At 69.6% G+C, this 18,175-nt stretch carries 19 protein-coding genes; 16 read left to right on the top strand and 3 right to left on the bottom strand.

Annotated elements, in window-relative coordinates; translation table 11 throughout:
• Position 1: 1 nt before the first annotated feature.
• From lptM to BHS09_RS30400, 7 genes are read left to right on the top strand one after another with little or no spacing between them, the layout of a single operon-like run.
• Positions 2-250, top strand: coding sequence for an LPS translocon maturation chaperone LptM (lptM, locus tag BHS09_RS30430; protein WP_174259358.1), 249 nt, complete (start codon positions 2-4; stop codon positions 248-250).
• Positions 247-1,488: a diaminopimelate decarboxylase gene (lysA, locus tag BHS09_RS30425; protein WP_140799765.1), complete on the top strand. Its 1,242-nt coding sequence runs from the start codon at positions 247-249 to the stop codon at positions 1,486-1,488. Before lptM ends, lysA begins: the two co-directional genes overlap by 4 nt.
• Before the next feature lie 16 nt (positions 1,489-1,504).
• Positions 1,505-2,392, top strand: coding sequence for a 4-hydroxy-tetrahydrodipicolinate synthase (gene dapA / locus BHS09_RS30420; RefSeq protein ID WP_140794921.1), 888 nt, complete (start codon positions 1,505-1,507; stop codon positions 2,390-2,392).
• Between the two features lie 39 nt (positions 2,393-2,431).
• A complete protein-coding gene (dapB, locus tag BHS09_RS30415) occupies positions 2,432-3,247 on the top strand; it encodes a 4-hydroxy-tetrahydrodipicolinate reductase (protein ID WP_140799764.1) in 816 nt (271 codons plus the stop codon).
• Positions 3,244-4,014, top strand: coding sequence for a fumarylacetoacetate hydrolase family protein (locus BHS09_RS30410; protein WP_140799763.1), 771 nt, complete (start codon positions 3,244-3,246; stop codon positions 4,012-4,014). Before dapB ends, BHS09_RS30410 begins: the two co-directional genes overlap by 4 nt.
• Positions 4,011-4,535 (top strand): 2-amino-4-hydroxy-6-hydroxymethyldihydropteridine diphosphokinase, encoded by a 525-nt coding sequence (gene folK, locus BHS09_RS30405; RefSeq protein WP_140794918.1) that lies wholly within the window; start codon positions 4,011-4,013, stop codon positions 4,533-4,535. The genes BHS09_RS30410 and folK overlap by 4 nt, the downstream gene beginning before the upstream one ends.
• A complete protein-coding gene (locus tag BHS09_RS30400; protein WP_140799762.1) occupies positions 4,532-5,872 on the top strand; it encodes a tetratricopeptide repeat protein in 1,341 nt (446 codons plus the stop codon). The genes folK and BHS09_RS30400 overlap by 4 nt, the downstream gene beginning before the upstream one ends.
• Before the next feature lie 83 nt (positions 5,873-5,955).
• On the opposite strand, the gene BHS09_RS30395 is transcribed toward BHS09_RS30400, so the two are convergent.
• A complete protein-coding gene (locus tag BHS09_RS30395) occupies positions 5,956-7,014 on the bottom strand; it encodes a KpsF/GutQ family sugar-phosphate isomerase (RefSeq protein ID WP_140794916.1) in 1,059 nt (352 codons plus the stop codon).
• A 132-nt stretch (positions 7,015-7,146) separates the two neighbouring features.
• Between BHS09_RS30395 and fsa the strand changes: the two genes are divergently transcribed.
• From fsa to BHS09_RS30375, 4 genes are all read left to right on the top strand, one after another.
• On the top strand, positions 7,147-7,818 hold the full coding sequence (gene fsa / locus BHS09_RS30390) for a fructose-6-phosphate aldolase (protein WP_140794915.1): 672 nt from the start codon (positions 7,147-7,149) through the stop codon (positions 7,816-7,818).
• 189 nt (positions 7,819-8,007) lie between these two features.
• Positions 8,008-9,144 carry an acyl-CoA dehydrogenase family protein gene (locus BHS09_RS30385; RefSeq protein WP_140799761.1) on the top strand — a complete coding sequence of 379 codons (1,137 nt, stop codon included), beginning with the start codon at positions 8,008-8,010 and terminating at the stop codon, positions 9,142-9,144.
• Positions 9,145-9,261: 117 nt separating this feature from the next.
• Positions 9,262-10,059, top strand: coding sequence for an electron transfer flavoprotein subunit beta/FixA family protein (locus BHS09_RS30380; RefSeq protein WP_011555871.1), 798 nt, complete (start codon positions 9,262-9,264; stop codon positions 10,057-10,059).
• 36 nt (positions 10,060-10,095) lie between these two features.
• Positions 10,096-11,061, top strand: a complete 966-nt coding sequence (locus BHS09_RS30375; protein WP_011555870.1) for an electron transfer flavoprotein subunit alpha/FixB family protein — start codon at positions 10,096-10,098, stop codon at positions 11,059-11,061.
• Between the two features lie 77 nt (positions 11,062-11,138).
• Here the strand turns inward: BHS09_RS30375 and BHS09_RS30370 are convergent, their stop codons facing one another.
• Positions 11,139-11,657, bottom strand: coding sequence for a cytochrome c oxidase assembly factor Coa1 family protein (locus tag BHS09_RS30370; protein ID WP_237077578.1), 519 nt, complete (start codon positions 11,655-11,657; stop codon positions 11,139-11,141).
• Between the two features lie 189 nt (positions 11,658-11,846).
• On the opposite strand from BHS09_RS30370, the gene BHS09_RS30365 reads away from it, so the two are divergent.
• The 4 genes from BHS09_RS30365 to BHS09_RS30350 all read left to right on the top strand — a co-directional run bounded on the left by BHS09_RS30365 (position 11,847) and on the right by BHS09_RS30350 (position 15,608).
• Complete coding sequence (locus tag BHS09_RS30365; protein ID WP_140799760.1) at positions 11,847-12,824, top strand: GNAT family N-acetyltransferase; 978 nt, start codon at positions 11,847-11,849, stop codon at positions 12,822-12,824.
• Positions 12,825-13,880: a DMT family transporter gene (locus BHS09_RS30360; protein ID WP_140799759.1), complete on the top strand. Its 1,056-nt coding sequence runs from the start codon at positions 12,825-12,827 to the stop codon at positions 13,878-13,880.
• Positions 13,881-13,999: 119 nt separating this feature from the next.
• On the top strand, positions 14,000-14,977 hold the full coding sequence (locus tag BHS09_RS30355) for an MBL fold metallo-hydrolase (protein ID WP_140799758.1): 978 nt from the start codon (positions 14,000-14,002) through the stop codon (positions 14,975-14,977).
• 37 nt (positions 14,978-15,014) lie between these two features.
• Positions 15,015-15,608 carry an MOSC domain-containing protein gene (locus BHS09_RS30350; protein ID WP_140794909.1) on the top strand — a complete coding sequence of 198 codons (594 nt, stop codon included), beginning with the start codon at positions 15,015-15,017 and terminating at the stop codon, positions 15,606-15,608.
• A gap of 97 nt (positions 15,609-15,705) precedes the next feature.
• On the opposite strand, the gene BHS09_RS30345 is transcribed toward BHS09_RS30350, so the two are convergent.
• On the bottom strand, positions 15,706-17,172 hold the full coding sequence (locus BHS09_RS30345) for a pentapeptide repeat-containing protein (protein WP_174257122.1): 1,467 nt from the start codon (positions 17,170-17,172) through the stop codon (positions 15,706-15,708).
• A gap of 44 nt (positions 17,173-17,216) precedes the next feature.
• Between BHS09_RS30345 and BHS09_RS30340 the strand changes: the two genes are divergently transcribed.
• Positions 17,217-18,173 (top strand): RluA family pseudouridine synthase, encoded by a 957-nt coding sequence (locus BHS09_RS30340; RefSeq protein WP_140794907.1) that lies wholly within the window; start codon positions 17,217-17,219, stop codon positions 18,171-18,173.
• The last annotated feature ends 2 nt before the right edge of the window (positions 18,174-18,175 follow it).

The following is an 18,175-nucleotide window of genomic DNA, read 5'->3' as shown; positions in this document are numbered from 1 at the left end:
CATGCGCCAGGTCCTCGCGCGGCTGTGCGTGGCCGCCAGCGTGTCACTGACGCTGGCGGCGTGTGGCATCAAGGGGCCCCCGAGGCCGCCCGGGCCGCCGCCAGCGCCCGCGACCCAGACGCAGCCGCCGCCCCCTGAGTCGGAGCGAGGGCCCCTGGAGCCGTCGGGGCCCACCCTGTCTCCCACGCCGGAGACCGGGGTGGAGACGCCGCTGTCACCGCCGGAGTCCGAGGACGCGGGAGTCCCGTGAATCACTTCGCCTACCGCAAGGGCGTGCTCCACGCGGAGGATGTGCCGCTGGCGGCCATCGCCGAGTCCGTGGGCACGCCCACCTACGTGTACTCCACCGCCACGCTCACCCGGCACGTCCGGGTGGTAACGGAGGCCTTCGGAGACCGGCCGCACCTCATCTGCTACTCGGTGAAGGCCAACTCGAACCTGGCCATCCTCCGGCTCATCGCCGAGCGGGGCGGTGGGTTTGACATCGTCTCCGGCGGCGAGCTGGCCCGGGTGCGGCATGTGGGCGGGGACACGGCGAAGACGGTGTTCGCTGGCGTGGGCAAGACGCAGGAGGAGATGGAGGCGGCGCTGGCCGCGGGCATCCTCCTCTTCAACGTGGAGAGCGCCGAGGAGTTGGAGGCGCTGGACGCCGTGGGCCGCCGCCTGGGGCGCCGCGCGCCATTCGCCCTGCGAGTGAATCCGGACGTGGATGCGCGCACGCACCGTTACATCTCCACCGGCCTGAAGACGTCGAAGTTCGGCGTGCCGTTCGAGGAGGCGGTGGCCCTCTACGCGCGCGCGAAGAAGATGAAGGGCCTGCTGGCCGCCGGGTTGGATTGCCACATCGGTTCGCAGCTCACCCAGACGGCGCCCATTCGCGCGGCCTTGTCCAAGGTCGCGGGCCTGTACTCCGCGCTCAAGGAGAAGGGCCATCCGCTGGCCTACCTGGACGTGGGCGGCGGGCTGGGCATCACCTATTCGGACGAGACGCCGCCGTCTCCGGACGAGTACGCCCGCACCGTGATGGCCGCGGCTGGAGCCACTGGGGCCACGCTCATCCTGGAGCCGGGCCGGGCGCTGATGGGCAACGCGGGCGTGCTGCTCACGCGCGTGCTGTACCGGAAGAAGACGCCGGCGCGGCACTTCGTGGTGGTGGACGCGGGCATGAATGACTTGCTGCGCCCTGCGCTCTACGAGGCGCACCACGGCTTGCAACCCCTCATGAAGCGGAGGGGCAAGGCGGTGGAGGTAGACGTGGTGGGGCCGGTGTGTGAATCCACCGACGTGCTGGCGAAGGCACGGCCCCTGGTGCTTCCGCAGGCAGGCGAGTTGTTCGCCATCATGAGCGCGGGCGCATACGGCATGAGTATGTCGTCCACTTATAATTCCCGGCCGCGCCCGGCCGAAGTGCTGGTGGACGGTGAGGCGTGGCGCGTGGTCCGGGAGCGGGAGCGCGTCGAGGATCTCTGGCGCGGCGAGCGGGCCTGAACGTATAAGCGCCGGCATGAAGACCTTCGAAGGCTCCATGACGGCGCTGGCCACTCCGTTTCGCAACGGAGCGCTCGATGAGCCCGCCTACCGGGCGCTGGTGCGCCAGCAGATTGAAGGGGGCACCAGCGTGCTGGTCCCCATGGGCACCACCGGTGAAGCCGTGACGATGACGGCCGATGAGCGGGCCCGCGCGGTGAAGGTGGTGGTGGAGGAGGCGAAGGGCCGCGTGACGGTGGTGGGCGGCGCCGGCTCCAACAGCACCGCGGAGACCATTGAAGGCGTGCGCCGCGTGCGCGACGCGGGCGCGGACGGCACGCTCATCGTCACGCCCTACTACAACAAGCCCACGCAGGCGGGCTTGCTGGAGCACTACCGCGCGGTGGCCAAGGCGCACCCGGGCTTCCCCATCATCGCCTACAACGTGCCGGGCCGGACGGGCGTGGACCTGCTGCCCGACACCGTGCTGCGGCTGTGCGACATCCCCGAGGTGGTGGCGCTCAAGGAGGCCACCGGGAGCATGCCGCGGGCCATCGACATCCTGGAGAAGTGCGGCGACCGGATGACGCTCTTGTCCGGTGACGACTTCACCGTGCTGCCCTTCATCGCCTGCGGCGGCAAGGGCGTCATCTCCGTGTCGTCCAACGTGGCGCCGCGGATGATGGCGGACCTGGTGGCGGCGGCGCGCGCGGGGAATATCGCGGTGGCGCGCGACCTCCAGGTGCGGATGAACGAGCTGCACCGCCTGCTCTTCATCGAGTCCAGCCCCACACCCGTGAAGTGGGGATTGCACGTGATGGGATTGTTCGGGCCCGAAGTGCGGTTGCCCCTGGTGCAGATGACCGAGCCCAACGCCGCGAAGCTTCGCGACACCCTGCGCCAGCTGGGCCTGCTCACGGGCTGAGCTTTCCCTCATCCCGCCGTTACCTGGAGCGCGGCAGACATGATTCGCACCGTCATCACCGGCATCACCGGCCGCATGGGCAGCACGTTGCTCCGCCTGGCGCGCGACTCGGGAGACCTGCGGGTGGTGGGAGGCACGGCGCGGCCGGGCAGCGCCTCGGTGGGCCAGGACGCCGGGGTGGCCACACGGCTGGGCCCGGTGGACGTGACGGTGGTGGACAGCCTGGAGCGGGCGCTGGACGCCGCGCAGGCGGACGTCGTCATCGACTTCACCAGCGCGGAGCTGAGCGTGGCGCACGCGAAGGTGTGTGCCGCGCGCGGCGTGGCCCTGGTGGTGGGCTCCACCGGCTTCACGCCGGAGGCGTCCGCGTCGCTGGCGGAGAGCGCGAAGACGGTGCCCATCGTCGCCGCGCCGAACATGTCGGTGGGCGTCAACCTGGTCATCCGCATGGCCGCGGAGCTGGCGCGGGTGCTGGGGCCGGGCTTCGACGTGGAGGTGCTGGAGGCGCACCATCGCATGAAGAAGGACGCGCCCAGCGGCACCGCGCTGCGGCTGGCGGACGTGCTGGCGGAGGCCCTGGGGCGCACCCAGGAGGACCTCACCTTCGCGCGGCATGGGCAGATTGGCGCGCGGCCCGCGCGCGAGATTGGTGTGCAGACGCTCCGGGGCGGCGACGTGGTGGGCGAGCACACCGTGTACTTCCTTGGCGAGGGTGAGCGCATCGAACTCACGCACCGCGCCACCAACCGAGACCAGTTCGCTGCTGGCGCGCTGAGGGCCGCGCGCTGGGTGGCGGGGCGCGCGCCTGGTCTCCATGACATGGCCGACGTGCTCGGCTTCCAGAGGACTTCATGACGACCGCGCGCTACTGCCGCTTCCTGCACGAGGGCCGTGCGCACCACGGCCGGGTGGAAGGCTCCGAGGTGGCGGTCCTCACCGCCGCACCCTGGGCCGGCGCGAAGGAGACGGGCATCCACCGCTCGCTGTCCTCGCTGACGCTGCTGGTGCCGTCGGACGCGTCCAAGGTCGTGTGTATCGGTCAGAACTACCGCAAGCACGCGGAGGAGATGGGTAAGCCGGTGCCGCCCGAGCCGCTCATCTTCACCAAGCCCTCCACGGCGCTCAACGGCACGGGCTCGCCCATCCGCATCCCCAAGGCGAGCCAGGAGGTCCACTACGAGGCGGAGCTGGCGCTCGTCATCGGCGAGAAGCTGAAGAACGCCGACGAGTCCACCGCCGCGCGCGCCATCTGGGGCCTCACCTGCTTCAACGACGTGACGGCGCGCGACGTCCAGCGCCGCGAGATTCAGCACACCCGCGCCAAGGGCTACGACACCTTCGCGTGCGCGGGGCCGTGGGCGGTGACGGGCCTGTCCCCCGACGACCTCCACATTGTGTGCCGGGTGAACGGGCAGGTGCGCCAGGACAGCCGCACGTCCGACATGATTTTCAGTCCCGCGCGCCTGGTGTCGTTCATCTCCCACATCATGACGCTGCTGCCCGGGGACATCGTCAGCACCGGGACGCCGTCGGGTGTGGGGAAGCTGTCGGCCGGGGACACGGTGGAGGTGGAGCTGGAGGGAATCGGAACCCTGGTGAACCCTGTTGAGATGGAGCCGTGAGCGACACCGTCTACGTCGGGTTGGGTTCCAACGAGGGGGAGCGCGAGAATCACCTCGTCGCCGCCCTGTCCGCGCTGTCCCGCATCGACGCGGTGGCGGTGCTCCACTGCTCCTCGCTTTTCGACAGCGCCCCCGTGGGGCCGCCGCAGCCGCGCTTCCTCAACGCGGTGGTGGCCCTGGAGTGTGGCCTGCCGCCGCAGCGGCTGCTCTGCATCCTTCAGCAGATTGAGAAGGACCTGGGCCGCAGGCGGGATGTGCGCTGGGGCCCGCGCACCATCGACCTGGACATCCTCTTCTGGGAGGGACAGGTGGTGGCCGACCCCTCGCTCCAGGTGCCCCACCTGGAGCTGCACAAGCGCCGCTTCGCCCTGGAGCCGCTCGTGGAACTGGCGCCTCACCTGCGTCATCCGGTACTGGGGATGTCGGTGAAGGAGCTCCTCGGGAAACTCGCCCCGCAGGATGTCCGCAGGAGCGAGGCCACGTGGTGGCCCGAAGCGAGCTACTCGAGCAACGACACATGAACCTGCCCCTTGCCCTGGCCACCGCGGCGCTGCTGACCGCCGAGCCCTCGACGTTGCCTCCCGGTCACCCGGTCATCCCGCCGGGGACCACGGCCTCGCCCGCCACCTCTGGCATGCCGGAGGGCCACCCGCCGACGGGGGGCGTGGCTCCCAGCATCAACCCGGAGCAGCTGCCCCCGGGCCACCCGCCCATGTCGGGCACGGGCCGGGCGCCGCCGTCCGCGGAGGAGCTGCTGCGCCAGCTCGACTCCACGGAGGGGCTGGCGGACCGGGAGAAGACCTTCGAAATCGCCGCGTCGCTGGGCCGCCTGTACTACGTGAATGGCCGCAACGCGGAGGCCAGCACCTACCTCCAGCAGGCGCTGGAGCGCGCGAAGCCCACGCGGGAGCTGTTCCTGGCGCAGCGCAAGAAGCTGGGCAAGGCCGTGGTGCCCACCCCGGAGGCGGCGGGCTGCGGCTTCACCCCGAACATGCCGGTGGAGGACATGGGCGCCGCCGCGCAGGCGCGCGCGAAGAAGGGTGACGCCGCGGGCGCGGCGGCCTGTGCTCGCGCGGCACTGGCGCCGGTGCTGGACGTGGCGGTGATGCAGGCCAACGCGCTCTACCTGTCCAACGACAGTGGCAAGGCGCTGGTGGCCTACGACGCCGTGCTGGAGGTGGAGCCCCTGCACGAGGACGCCCTCTACGCGCGCGCGGCGCTGCTCTTCGAGACGAAGGGCGACGACGTGGCGGCGCTGAAGAAGGCGGGCGAGGGCTTCGAGGCGGTCGCTACCACGTACCCCGATTCGTTCCGCGCGCCCATGGCGAAGCGGATGGTGGCGCTGGTGGAGGAGACGGTGAAGGCGGGGGGCCGCAAGCAACTGCTGGCCTCGCGCGCGGAGGACCGCCGCATCCGCCTGTCGCAGGCACCCGCTGCCGCCACGCCGGATGCGCCTCGGCCGCTGTCGCAGGAGATGGTGGACGCGGTGAAGAACACCGAGCGCACGCCGGAGCTGGAGCAGGGCCTGGCGAAGCTGGTGGACGAGGGCGAGGAGCTCCTGGCGAAGGGCCAGTACCAGGAAGCGCTCGCGAACTACACGCGCGTGGTTCCCTTCCAGCCGGAGAACGGGCGCGCGAAGGCGGGCATGGCCTGGTCCCTGGTGAGCCTGGAGCGCCCCATGGCGGCGCGCGTGTGGGGCGTGGCCGTGCAGACCGACCCGCTCTCCGTGGAGAAGCTGGGCGACGCGCTCAAGGCCAAGGGCGACGACAAGGGCGCGAAGGCGCTCTGGGAGAAGCTCGCCACCGACGCGCCGGACTATCCCAACAAGGCGAGTCTGCAGGCGAAGCTGGGCAAGTAGTGTCCGCGCGCTAGAAGTGCTTCGCGGCCAGCGGGTCCTGCACGTTCAGCAGGACCGCGCGGCGGCCCTCCGCGGCCCTCGCATCAGACGAACTTCGCGGCCAGCAGGTCCTGCACGTCGAGCAGGCCCACGGCGCGGCCCTCCACGTCCACCACGGGGAGCTGGTCCACCCGCAGCTCGCGCATCTGCGTGGCCGCGGCCAGCACCAGTGTCTCCGGCGTCACGCAGCGAGGGTTCTTCCCCATCAGCTCGCGCACGGGCACGGTGAAGTCGGTGAGGCCCGCCTCCACGCGGCGGCGCAAGTCGCCGTCGGTGAAGATGCCCACCAGCTTCCCCGCCTTGTCCACCACGCACGCGGCGCCCGGACGGCCGGGCGTCTTCGTCATCACCGCCACCACCGCGGACAGGGGGGATGTGTCGCGCACCAGCGGGTTGGCGTTGCCGGTGCGCATCAGCTCGAAGACGCGCTGCACGGAGCGCCCCAGCTTCCCGCCCGGGTGCAGCAGCGCGTAATCCTCCGTACCGAAGGGCCGCGAGCGCAGCACCGTCATGGCCAGCGCGTCGCCAATCGCGTGCAGCGCGGCGGTGGAGGCCGTGGGCACGAGGCCCATGGGGCAGGCCTCCGCGATGGCGCCGATGTCCAGCACCACGTCCGCGCCGCGGCCCAGCGGGCTCTTCGCGTCGCCGGTGAGGGCGATGACCGGCGTCTCCATCCGCTTGAAGGAGGGGAGCAGGCGAATCAGCTCTTCCGTGGAGCCACTGTTGGACAGCGCGAGGATGACGTCGCCCCGGCCCACGCGGCCCAAGTCCCCGTGCACGGCCTCGGCGGGGTGGAGGTACACGGAGCGGATGCCCGTGGAGGCCAGGGTGGCGGACAGCTTCTGGCCGATGTGGCCCGCCTTGCCCATGCCGGTGACGATGACCTGGCCCCGGCAGTCGCGCACCAACTGCACGGCGCGCAGGAAGTCGTCTCCCAGACGTTCCGTCACGCCGAGGATGGCGCGGGCCTCGGCCTCCAGCACGCTGCGCGCATAGGCGAGCGTGGCCTCCGCGTCGGGGAGGACGGCAGGTGCCTGTGCGGGACGGCCGGGGAGGGCGCGAAGGCGGGGCTTCTTGGCGGCGGAGCGGGAAGGGCGGGCCATGTTCAGTGTCCGGCCTTCTACCTCCGCCCCCCCGCGGTGGCCACCCTTGACGCATGGGGGGGCATCGGTTACGCGCCTGCTCGCCCGGCCTCCTTTGGCCGGGGCACATTCCACCTTCAAGAGAGGGACGAGATGAAGTTCTTCATCGACAGCGCCGACGTGGAGGAGATTCGCAAGGCCCACGCCATGGGCTGCGTGGACGGAGTGACGACCAACCCGTCCTTGCTCGCCAAGGTGGGCCGGGGCCTGGAGGAGACCATCCGCGAAATCTGCTCCATCGTGGATGGCCCCATCAGCGCCGAATGTGTGTCCATGGAAGCGGACGAGCTCATCAAGGAAGGCCGCTCCCTGGCGAAGATCCACGACAACGTCGTGGTGAAGATTCCCATGGGCGTGGAGGGCATGAAGGCCACCAAGGCGCTGACCGCCGAGGGCATCCGCACCAACGTCACGCTGTGTTTCTCCGCCAACCAGGCACTGCTGTGCGCCAAGGCCGGCGCCACCTACGTGTCGCCCTTCGTGGGCCGGTTGGATGACATCTCCCAGGACGGCATGGAGCTCATCTCCCACATCCTGGAAATCTACCGGAACTACGAGCACTTCAACACGCAGGTGCTGGTGGCCAGCGTGCGCAACCCCGTGCACGTGCTCCAGGCCGCCCGCCTGGGCGCGGACGTGGCCACGCTGCCCTACAACGTCATCACCCAGCTGGCGAACCACCCGCTCACCGACGCCGGCATCAAGAAGTTCCTGGCCGACTGGGAGAAGGTCCCCAAGGCAGCCAAGCCGCCCGCGTCCAAATAGACCCTCCGGAAATACAGACTAACGTCGGTTTTCTTGGCTCCAATCCCTCTGCGGGGTTGGGGCCTGTTTTTTTGAGAAAAATGGAGCCCGTCCTCCTCCGGTTCCCGGTGGGTTGCACTGGCGATTTCGCGCCGCGGCATGTATTCGTTGACTCCCGAGTCAACGAGCCGAACCCGTCACGAGGTCCCCATGGAATTCCAGCTCACCGACGCCCAGCGCGCGCTGCAGGACGCGGCACGCAAGTTCGCCCGCGAAGTGGTGCGTCCGAAGGCCGCCCACTACGACGAGACGGCCACCTTCCCACTCGATTTGCTGACGACCGCGTGGGAGCTGGGGCTGCTCAACATGGCGATACCCGCCGAGTACGGCGGCGTGGGCCTGTCCCACCTGGACCAGACCATCGTCGCGGAGGAGCTGAGCTGGGGCTGTGCGGGCGTGGCGACGTCCATCATCGCCAACGACCTGGCCAACCTCCCCATCATCCTCCACGCGACCGAGGAGCAGAAGAAGCGGCTGCTCACGCCCTTCACGGAGAAGCTGAAGTTCTCCTCGTTCTGTCTCACGGAGCCCGAGGCCGGCAGCGACGTGGCCAACATGCAGACCACGGCGCGGCTGGACGGAGACCACTACGTCCTCAACGGCGCCAAGTGCTTCATCACCAACGGCGGCCAGGCGAGCCAGTACACGGTGTTCGCCACGGTGGATAAGGGCAGGAAGCACAAGGGCATCACCTGCTTCGTGGTGGAGGGCCGCCCCGAAGGGCTCTCCGTCAGCAAGCACGAGAACAAGATGGGCCAGCGTGCCAGCGAGACGGTGTCGCTGACGTTCGAGGACGTGCGCGTCCCGGTGGCCAACCGCATTGGCGAAGAGGGTCAGGGCTTCGCCATCGCCATGGCCACGCTGGACAACAGCCGCCCGCTGACGGCCATGTTCTCCGTGGGCATCGCCCGCGCCGCGCTGGAGCACTCCATGGAGTACTCCACGCAGCGCCGCACCTTCGGCAAGCCCATCATCGAGCACCAGGCCATCCAGTTCATGATTGCCGACATGGCCATGAACACCCACGCGGCGCGCATGCTCACCTACGAGAGCGCGTGGCTCTTGGACGAGGGCAAGCGCAACTCCCTCCAGTCCAGCTACGCGAAGTGCTTCGCCGCGGACATGGCCATGAAGGTCGCCACCGACGCCGTCCAGGTGTACGGCGGCTACGGCTACATCAAGGAGTACCCCGTGGAGAAGCTGATGCGCGACGCCAAGCTCATCCAGGTCTACGAGGGCACCAGCCAGGTTCAGCGGCTCGTCATCGCGCGGGAACTGTTCAAGTAGCGCCGCGGCACCGCGTCTGGCGGCCGTTTCCCATTGCCGCCGCGACGCGCCAATGCCTATTAACCCAGACCGTTTTTTCCAGATTCCAAACTCCTCCCCGTAAGGAGAAGCACCGCCGTGAAGATCCTCGTCACCGCCAAGCGCGTGGAAGACCCCGAGTCGAAGATCAAGGTCAAGCCGGATGGCTCGGGCATCGTTCAGGAGGGGCTGAAGTACAAGATCAACCCCTTCGATGAAATCGGCGTCGAAGAAGGACTTCGGCTCGTCGCGAAGCACCAGGGCGAGGTCGTCGTGGTGTCCATCGGCGGCAAGGAAGTGCAGGAGCAGCTCCGGCACGCCCTGGCCATGGGTGCGCACCGCGCCGTGTGGGTGAACCACACCGGTCCGGTGGACCAGCTCGGCATCGCGGCCCTGCTCCAGAAGGTCGTTGAGAAGGAGCAGCCGGACCTCGTCATCCTCGGCAAGCAGTCCATCGACGATGACCAGAACCAGGTGGGCCAGTACCTCGCCGAGTTCCTCGGCTGGGGCCAGGCCACGTTCGCCTCCAAGGTGGAGTCCATGGAGAGCGAGCAGGAGAAGAACAAGGTCCCCGCCATCGTCGTCTCCGCCGACAAGAAGAGCGTGCAGGTGATTCGCGAGGTCGACAACGGGCTCGCCACGGTGGAGTGCCAGCTGCCCGCCGTCGTCACCACGGACCTGCGGCTCAACCAGCCGCGCTACGCCAGCCTCCCGGGCATCATGAAGGCGAAGAGCAAGCCCATCGAGGAGCTGACGCCGGCCAAGCTGAGCGTGGATGTCACCCCCGCCATCCAGGTCCTGAAGATGTCCGCTCCCCCGGCGCGCAAGGCCGGCATCAAGGTCGCGGACGTCCCTGCCCTGGTCGAGAAGCTGCACAACGAGGCGAAGGTCGTCTGAGCGGCCCTTCCGCACACTCTCTACGGAGTCATCCAAATGCCTATCGTTCTCATTGTCGCCGAGCAGCAGCCGGACGGGAACCTCCGCAAGGCCACCCTCAACGCCATCTCCGCCGGTAAGCAGCTCGCGGAGAAGGCCGGTGGTGAGCTTCACATCGCCCTGGTGGGCAAGGACCCCTCGAAGGTCGCTGATGAGCTCAAGGGTTACGGCGCGAAGGCCGTCCACCTGGGCGCCGCCGCCGAGTTGGAGCACTACCTCGCGGAGACCTACGCGCCCGCCATCGCCGCCCTGGCCCAGGAGCTGAAGGCGGACTACATCGGCATGGCGTCCACCGCGCAGGGCAAGGACCTGCTGCCGCGCGTGGCAGGCCGTCTGCGCGCCGCCATGGCCACCGACGTCATGGCCATCAACGGCAGCGGCGCGGACATCACCTTCACCCGTCCCATGTGGGCCGGTAACGTCTTCGCCGACGTGAAGCTCACCACGCCGGTGAAGGTGCTCACCCTGCGCGCCACCGAGTTCCCCGCCGCCGCTGGCGGTCAGGGCGCCGCCGAGGTGAAGACCTTCAGCCCGAAGGTCGAGGCCTCCAAGACGAAGTTCGTCGACTTCAAGGAAGTGAAGAGCGCGCGTCCCGAACTGACCGAGGCTCGCGTCGTCATCTCCGGTGGTCGTGGCACCAAGGGCGACTTCAAGGAGATTGAAGGCCTGGCGGACGACCTGGGCGCCGCGGTGGGCGCGTCCCGCGCGGTGTGCGACGCGGGTTGGGTTCCCAACGACCTGCAGGTCGGCCAGACGGGCAAGGTGGTGGCTCCGGCGCTCTACATCGCGGCGGGCATCAGCGGCGCCATCCAGCACCTGGCGGGCATGAAGAGCTCGAAGACCATCGTCGCCATCAACAAGGACCCCGAGGCCCCCATCTTCCAGGTGGCGGACTACGGCATGGTGGCGGACCTCTTCAAGGTGCTGCCCGAGCTGCGCGCGGAGCTGGCGAAGCTGAAGTAGTTCCGAAGGGCACGGATGTGTCCTGAAGCAAGGGGCGACGTGGGGACCTCCCCGCGCCGCCCCTTCGCATTTTCACCTCACAGCTCGATGTCGCGGCCCGCGTCGCGCGGCGCCACTTTTCCGGGCTCCGGGGCCTGGTCCGCGTAAGGCGGCTCGGCGGGCAGTGGCAGCTCAGGGCGCTTGAGTGGTTCGGCTCGGAGCAGGTCGATGAGCGTGCCGTCGCTCAGGGCGACGATGAGGTTGTTGAACTGCCAGGGGCCGTCTCCGCGTTTCTCACCCTGCGCGTGCAGCGTGCCCTTGCCGTCGGGCCCCTCAAGCGGGAGGGAGAACTGCGCGCGAGAGACACCGTTGCGGCTCTGCACGGAGCTGCGCCGGGGCAGGCCACTTTCGATGGGCGTCCCCAGCGCGCGCTGCACCAGCGCGTCGCCGCTGGCGATGGCCACGGCTTCCCGGTGCGCGTCGGACTGCCCCAGGGAGGAGAAGCCCAGGTACGTGGCGAGCACGCCCAGGCCGATACACGAGGCGAGGAGCCCCAGGCATCCCAGCGGAAGGACCCAGCGCCAATGGCGGCTCCACCAGCCAGGCCGAGGCGCCATTGAACCTTCCTGTGCTGTGTCCATGGCCACCTCCTCCCACTTCGCGCGCGGCTTCCTCTTATTCGCTCCCGAGGCTCGCGGGGAACGCGTGGAAGCCGTCCGGCACCGCCAGCGGTTGGTGTGTGTACCGGGCAACAGGTAGATTTCGCGAGTGCTCCCAAGGGCCGGGGAGCACGTGAGGCTGGGTGCATGCCTTCGCGCAGATCCTCCTCCGCAGAGGTGTTGTTGGACGTGCTGGAGGCACTGCCTCCGGGGCACCGGCTGTGGGTGCGTGGCGCGGGGCGAAGCCTGTTTCCGCTGCTGCGGGCCGGGGACTCGGTGCGGGTGATGCGCTGTGGCCCGGGCTCGCTGGCGACCGGGGACGTCGCGCTGATGCGGCAGGGGCGCGAGCTGGTGGCGCACGTGGTGGTGTCCACGCAGCCGTGGCGGACGGCCTCGCTGCTGGGGCCCCAGGACGCCCCGGGCGGCGTGACGCTGGGCCGGGTGGTGGCCATCCGCAGGGGCCGCTGGGTGGTTCCGCTGCCCAGACCGCTGCGTCCGGCGCTGCGGCTGGCGCAGCAGGCCGCGTCCACGGCGTGGGCCTGGCCCCGGACCCGGATAGTGTCTCGGGGCGTGTGGGACTTCCTCTTCGCCGGATGGTCGCTGCCGCTTCGTCGCCGCCTGGTGGGGCCGTTGGAGGTGCGGCTCCTGACGGCCGGTGACCTGGACCCGCTCCTGGCCTTCGCCAGTGAGCGGCTGGTGGTGTCTCCGGGTTTCCTGCGCCGTCAGCTGCGCGAGCGCTGGGGTCTGCCAGACGCGGGGCGCCGGGGGGCCGCGGCGGGCGCCTTCGACGCCCAGGGACGGATGCACGGCTTCGCCTGGGTGGACTCCTACCGGCAGGAGGGCTTGCAGCTAGAGGGCGTCTGGGTGCGCTCCCTGGTGGTGGCGCCCCGCGTGCGACGCATGGGCGTGGCCACGGGGCTGCTGGAGTGCCTGATGGAGGAGGCACGACGCCAGGGGCAGTCGCACGTCTTCGCGGACGTGGACGACGACAACACGGCGTCGCTGCGCACGTTCGAGCGGCTGGCGTTCCGGCGAGCGGACGCGACGCTGACCCAGCAGGCCAACGAGGCCTGGGACGCCACGGGCCGCTCCAAGCGGCTGGTCGTCGTCGAGCGCACCCTGTAGGTGCGCCTCCGGAGGTTGCGCGGCCGCCCTGGCTGCGTCAAAAAGCCCGCGGCCGTGGCCGCCGTGACGTCACGTGGCGAGCCCGGCGTCATCCTCTCCGATGGACTGCGCGCTATGAGCACCTCGACATCCGACATGCTGCGGGGCGCCACGGAGACCCCGTCGCGGTCGCAGCGACTCCGTGCGGATGGGGCGCTGGCGCTCATCACTTCGTTCTGGGGCATCACCTTCGTGGTGGTGAAGGACGCGCTCGGGCATGGCGACCCGTTCAGCTTCCTCACGCTGCGCTTCATCGTGGGCGCGGTGGTGTTGAGCGCCCTGGCGGGGCGGCAGGTGCTGACGGCGCGCAACCTGCGCAGTGGCACGATGCTGGGGACCTTTCTCTTCCTGGGGTTCTCGCTGCAGACGGTGGGGCTCACCACCACCACGCCTTCGCGCTCGGCGTTCATCACCGGGCTGTGCGTGCTGCTGGTGCCGCTGCTGTCGATGGTGCTCTACCGGAAGGCGCCGAAGTTCACCTCGCTGCTGGGGGTGGGCGTCGCGGCGGTGGGGCTCTACCTCTTCACGCAGCCCGACGCGGGGCTTGGCAGTGGCGGCCTGTCGTCCGGAGATGTGCTGTCGCTGGGCTGCGCGGTGGCTTACGCGTGCCACATCCTCATGACGGAGCGACATGCGCCGAAGCAGGGCGTGCTGGGGCTGGTGGCGGTGCAGCTCTGGACGGTGGCGCTGCTGTCCGCGCTGTGCCTGCCCTTCGTGGAACGGCGCGTGGTGTGGCATCCGTCCTTCGTGGGGGCGGTGCTCGTCTGCGGGGTGTTCGCCAGCGCGCTGGCCATCAGCCTCCAGACGTGGGGGCAGGCGCGCACCACGGCGGTGCGCGCGGCGCTCATCTACTCGCTGGAGTCGGTGTTCGCCGCGCTGTACTCGGTGTTGCTGGGCTACGAGACGCTCGGGCCTCGCGAGTGGCTGGGCGGCGCGCTCATCCTGTCGGGCGTGTTGATGTCGGAGGTGGGCGCGGCGGCCTGGGGGTGGTGGCGCGCGAGGGCACCAGCGCGGTAGCGGCCCTGTCGCGGGGCATGCGTGAAGCCAAATCGGGCCTGTCCACCAGCCGGGCGGGCAGGGCGGTGAAGTGAAGGCGGCCACCGGCGGGTGGACGCGCTATACCCGGGGCCCTTCCCATGAGTGTGGAGCTGCGGCGAAACGGGATGCACCTGACGGGCACCCCTCTGTCCCTGGATGCGAAGCGCAAGTCGCCGCTGTGCTTCGTGAGTCACGGGCATTCGGACCACATTGCCCGTCACGAGAGCACCATCGCCACGGCGGCGACGCTGCGTTTCATGACGCATCGCCTGGGGCCGGTGCGTGAGCCGCGCGAGGTGCCCTTCCGGCAGCCCTTCGAGCTGGGTCCGCTGGTGCTGGAGCTGCTACCGGCGGGTCACATCCTGGGCAGCGCGCAGCTTCGCGTGACGCGGCCGGATGGGCGCCGCATCGTCTACACCGGGGACCTCAACGTGGCGCCGTCGCTCACCGCCGAGGCGACGGAGGTGGCGGAGTGCGACACGCTCGTCATCGAGTCCACCTTTGGTCATCCGCGCTACCGCTTCCCGCCGCGTCCGGAGGTGCTGGGGCAGGTGGAGCAGTGGCTGCGGATGCAGTTGGAGCGTGGCGCGGTGCCGGTGCTGCTGGGCTATCCGCTGGGCAAGAGCCAGGAGGCGATGAAGCACCTGGCGGGACGCGGCTTCCCACTGGTGGCGCATTCCTCCATCTACGAGGTGGCGCAGCTCTACGCGGAGCTGGGCGTACCGATTGAAAATCTGCGTTGCTACGACGGGAAGGTGGAGCCGGGGGAGGTGCTCTTCTTCCCGCCGCACCACGCGCGGGGCGGTGCACTGGCGCCGCTGTGGCCTCGGGCGACGGCGGTGTTGACGGGGTGGGCGGTGGACCGGGGCGCGGTGCGGCGTTACGGCGCGGACGTGGCCTTCCCGCTGTCGGACCACGCGGACTTCCCCGGGCTGGTGTCCTACGCGAAGGCCACGGGGGCGCGGGAGGTGCTGACATGCCACGGTTTCGCGGAGGAGTTGGCGCAGGCGCTGCGCGACGCGGGGATGGACGCGCGCCCGCTGGGCGGGAAGCCGCAGCAGCTCGGGCTGTTCTGACAGGCGGCGGGAGGCCGGGTTCGGTAGAAGGATGGCGATGGCCCGCAAGACACCGCAGCTGGAAGGACGCATCGTGCACGTCCTCGTGTGCACCGAGCGCAAGAGCTTCGTCACGAAGGAGCTGCCCGAGGCGCGGGTGTCCTTCGAGGGCTTGGAGGGCGACCGCCACGCGGGCCTGACGCGAGCGGCGGACGTGCGCACGCCGTGGTTCCCCAAGGGGACGCCCATCCGCAACACGCGGCAGTTCTCACTGGTGTCGAGCGAGGAGCTGGCGCAGGTCGCGCAGGCGCTCGGCATTCCGCGCGTGCTGGCGTCATGGCTGGGCGCGAACCTGGAAGTGGCGGGCGTGCCGCGGCTGACGCACCTGCCTCCGGGCACGCGCCTGTTCTTCCCCGAGGACGCGACGCTGGTGGTGGAAGGGGAGAACGAGCCCTGCACGGGCCCGGGACGCGTCATCGAGGCGCATCATCCAGACGTGCAGAAGCTGGCGAGTCGCTTCGTGAAGGCGGCGTGGCAGCGCCGGGGACTGGTGGCCTGGGTGGAGCGCCCCGGCATCATCCGGGCTGGGGACACCGTGAAGGTGCTGCTGCCCAGGCCAGTGACGTACATGCTGCCTTCGTCCGGCGTGTAGCACCGCGAGCCCTTACTCCAGAAACACCACGGGGCCGCCAGGTCCGGAACGTATCCCGGACCCCGCGGCCCCGCGGGCCTCGACCTGCACCGGACGGCTACTCCTCCGGTGATTGGACGATGAGCTTCTCCTTGCCACACACGTCACAGCGCAGGTGGACGAAGAGGTCGCCGTCGCTCTCCTCGGGAACTTCACCCTCGGGCACGCCCAGCTCTTCCTTCGCCAGCGCCGCCACCTTGGCGGGAATCTCCTCCGCCTTCAGCGACTGGACGTACGTCATCTCCCGCTCGTGGCACTCGCGCGTCTCGGGGCCCGTGAGCCACGACGGCTCCATGCCCTCCGGCAGCCGGCTCACCAGCTCCAGGTTGGTGACGGACTCGGCCAGGTAGGCCAGCCGCCGCAGCCGGGCCTCGTCCGGCAGCGCCGCGAAGACCTGGAAGCCCTCCAGCAGGGCATTGCGGTCCTCACCCGTGGCCAGCTGCGCCAGCTCCATCGACGCGTCGCTCGACTCCAGCGCCTCGTCCCAGTTGTTCTCCGGGTTGAAGCCCGCCTCCAAGAGCGACGTGTAGAGCTGCGTGGCCGCCAGCCGGCGCCGCGCCTCCTGCAGGTGCTCCACGACTTCGTGCGTCAAGCGCAGCTCCAGGAGCGCGCCCGTGGTGCGCGGGTCGATGGAGCCCGTCAGGTCATCCACCTCCACCTCTTCCCGCAGCGCACCCTTCAGCACCTGCGCCGCGGAGAAGCGGAACAGGGGCAGCACGCCCACCTCGCGCAGGTACATGGCCGCCACCGGGGCGTCCTTGGCGCCCATGCGGAGCGCCTTCTGCGCGCGGTCCACCACCGCCGGGTCCGCCGCGGGCTTCTTGTTCTCCAGCCGCGTCTTCACCGCCTCGCGGTAGAGCGTCTCCAGCGAGCTGCCCGGGGGCAGCCGCTGCGGCAGGAGCGGGCGCAGGCCCGGCACGTCCAGCACCCACAGCGGGGGCACGCCCATCCGCTTCAGCGCCCGGAAGAAGAGCGAGCCTGGAGGGTCCTGGGGCCGGAAGGGGGGCAGCTCGTCGCCAACGGGCTCACCCTGGAGCGCCGCGGCGGCCTGTACGCCCAGCGCCTTCTCCCGTTGCTCACGGGTGAAGGCGGTGATGCCCTGGGCGGGGGGCGGAGGAGGCGGCGGGGCCTCCTCGCCGTCCAGACCGACGACGCGGTCCATGTCCACGTCGTCCATCTCGATGTCGTCGAGCCCCTTGGCGCCCGTGAAGTCGCACCGCAGCAGCTTCAGCTTTTCGAACGTCGCGCCTTCGAGGTTCGCACCCCGGAAGTCGCAGTCCTGGAGCCGGCCGCCGTGGAAGTAGGCATTGGAAAGGTCCGCGTCCCGGAAGTTGACCTTGGACAGGTCGCACCGGTCCCACTCCGAGCCGATGAGGCCCAGTCCGGACAGGTCCGTGTTGGCGGAGAACAGTTGAGTGAAGGTGGCGCCGGTATGGTCGGTGGCGACCTGGCCGGACTTACGCATCCGGTTCCATTCCGCCGAGCCACTCTGAAGAAGCTTCTCGATACTCTGGGCTTTCGCCATGGACCCGGGATTATTCGTATGGTCTGGTCCATGCGCCAGCACAAATGATCGAGTATCGAATCGAAGCCGACACCGCCGGGATGCGGCTGGACAAGCACCTGCGCAAACGGCTCCCCAATGTTCCGGTGAGCCACCTCTTCAAGATGATTCGCACCAAGAAGGTGCGGGTGAACGGGAAGCGTGCGCAACCCGAGCAGTTGCTGTCCGAAGGAGACGTGCTCACCATCCGCGGCGACGAGCAGCAGCTCGTGGGGGCGGAACGTCCGAAAGTGGACCCGCCTCCGCCACCGGTGGACCCCAGCCGGTTGGTCATCCTTCGAGAGGACGACTGGCTCATGGCCGTGGACAAGCCCAGCGGAATGGCCGTCCATACCGGCAGTGGCATCACCGGCGGAACGCTGGTGGACTACGTGCGCGCCTACCTGGGGCCCAAGGCCGTCCGCAACGACTTCGCGGCCTCGCCCGCACACCGGCTGGACCGGGAGACCTCCGGCGTCATCCTGGTGGCCAAGCGGCGCCCGGCCATGGTGCATTTCACCGAGGTCTTCACCCACGGCCTGTCCCGCAAGCGCTACCTCACCCTGGTGAAGGGAAAGATGCCCCGGGACTCCGGGGTCATCGACCTGCCCCTGTCAGAGCACCAACAGACGGCCGAGTCCAAGGCCCGTCGAGGGGTGAACATGCAGGCGGCCGTCACCCGGTGGAAGGTCGTGAAGCAGTCGAGCGAGGCGGCGCTCCTGTCCTGCGCCATCGAGACCGGGCGCACGCATCAGATAAGAAGGCATCTGGCCGCCATCGGACATCCGGTGGCTGGGGACAAGAAGTACGGTGACTTCGCCTTCAACCGCGACGTGCGGGCGCGCTGGGGGCTCAAAAGGTTGTTCCTGCACGCCGAGCGCATCGAATTCCCGCATCCCGAAGGCGGCGCGAAGGTGGTCGTCGAGGCTCCCCTCGCCGTCGAGCTCCGAGATGTGCTCAAGCGGGCCGCATTGGTGCCCTGACG

The sequence above is a fragment of the Myxococcus xanthus genome (assembly GCF_006402735.1).
GTDB classification, from domain to species: domain Bacteria; phylum Myxococcota; class Myxococcia; order Myxococcales; family Myxococcaceae; genus Myxococcus; species Myxococcus xanthus_A.
Note: the sequence above shows the minus strand (reverse complement) of the source record. Positions and strands in the feature narration are given on the sequence as shown.

Excerpts from the sequence above, each read along its gene's own strand:
- dapB (WP_140799764.1), top strand. The coding sequence starts at position 2,432 with ATGATTCGCACCGTCATCACCGGCATCACCGGCCGCATGGGCAGCACG.
- BHS09_RS30350 (WP_140794909.1), top strand. The coding sequence starts at position 15,015 with ATGGCCCGCAAGACACCGCAGCTGGAAGGACGCATCGTGCACGTCCTC.
- dapA (WP_140794921.1), top strand. The coding sequence starts at position 1,505 with ATGAAGACCTTCGAAGGCTCCATGACGGCGCTGGCCACTCCGTTTCGC.
- BHS09_RS30355 (WP_140799758.1), top strand. The coding sequence starts at position 14,000 with ATGAGTGTGGAGCTGCGGCGAAACGGGATGCACCTGACGGGCACCCCT.
- BHS09_RS30400 (WP_140799762.1), top strand. The coding sequence starts at position 4,532 with ATGAACCTGCCCCTTGCCCTGGCCACCGCGGCGCTGCTGACCGCCGAG.
- BHS09_RS30370 (WP_237077578.1), bottom strand. The coding sequence starts at position 11,657 with ATGGCGCCTCGGCCTGGCTGGTGGAGCCGCCATTGGCGCTGGGTCCTT.
- fsa (WP_140794915.1), top strand. The coding sequence starts at position 7,147 with ATGAAGTTCTTCATCGACAGCGCCGACGTGGAGGAGATTCGCAAGGCC.
- BHS09_RS30385 (WP_140799761.1), top strand. The coding sequence starts at position 8,008 with ATGGAATTCCAGCTCACCGACGCCCAGCGCGCGCTGCAGGACGCGGCA.
- BHS09_RS30375 (WP_011555870.1), top strand. The coding sequence starts at position 10,096 with ATGCCTATCGTTCTCATTGTCGCCGAGCAGCAGCCGGACGGGAACCTC.
- BHS09_RS30345 (WP_174257122.1), bottom strand. The coding sequence starts at position 17,172 with ATGGCGAAAGCCCAGAGTATCGAGAAGCTTCTTCAGAGTGGCTCGGCG.
- BHS09_RS30395 (WP_140794916.1), bottom strand. The coding sequence starts at position 7,014 with ATGGCCCGCCCTTCCCGCTCCGCCGCCAAGAAGCCCCGCCTTCGCGCC.
- BHS09_RS30410 (WP_140799763.1), top strand. The coding sequence starts at position 3,244 with ATGACGACCGCGCGCTACTGCCGCTTCCTGCACGAGGGCCGTGCGCAC.
- lptM (WP_174259358.1), top strand. The coding sequence starts at position 2 with ATGCGCCAGGTCCTCGCGCGGCTGTGCGTGGCCGCCAGCGTGTCACTG.
- BHS09_RS30365 (WP_140799760.1), top strand. The coding sequence starts at position 11,847 with ATGCCTTCGCGCAGATCCTCCTCCGCAGAGGTGTTGTTGGACGTGCTG.
- BHS09_RS30340 (WP_140794907.1), top strand. The coding sequence starts at position 17,217 with ATGATCGAGTATCGAATCGAAGCCGACACCGCCGGGATGCGGCTGGAC.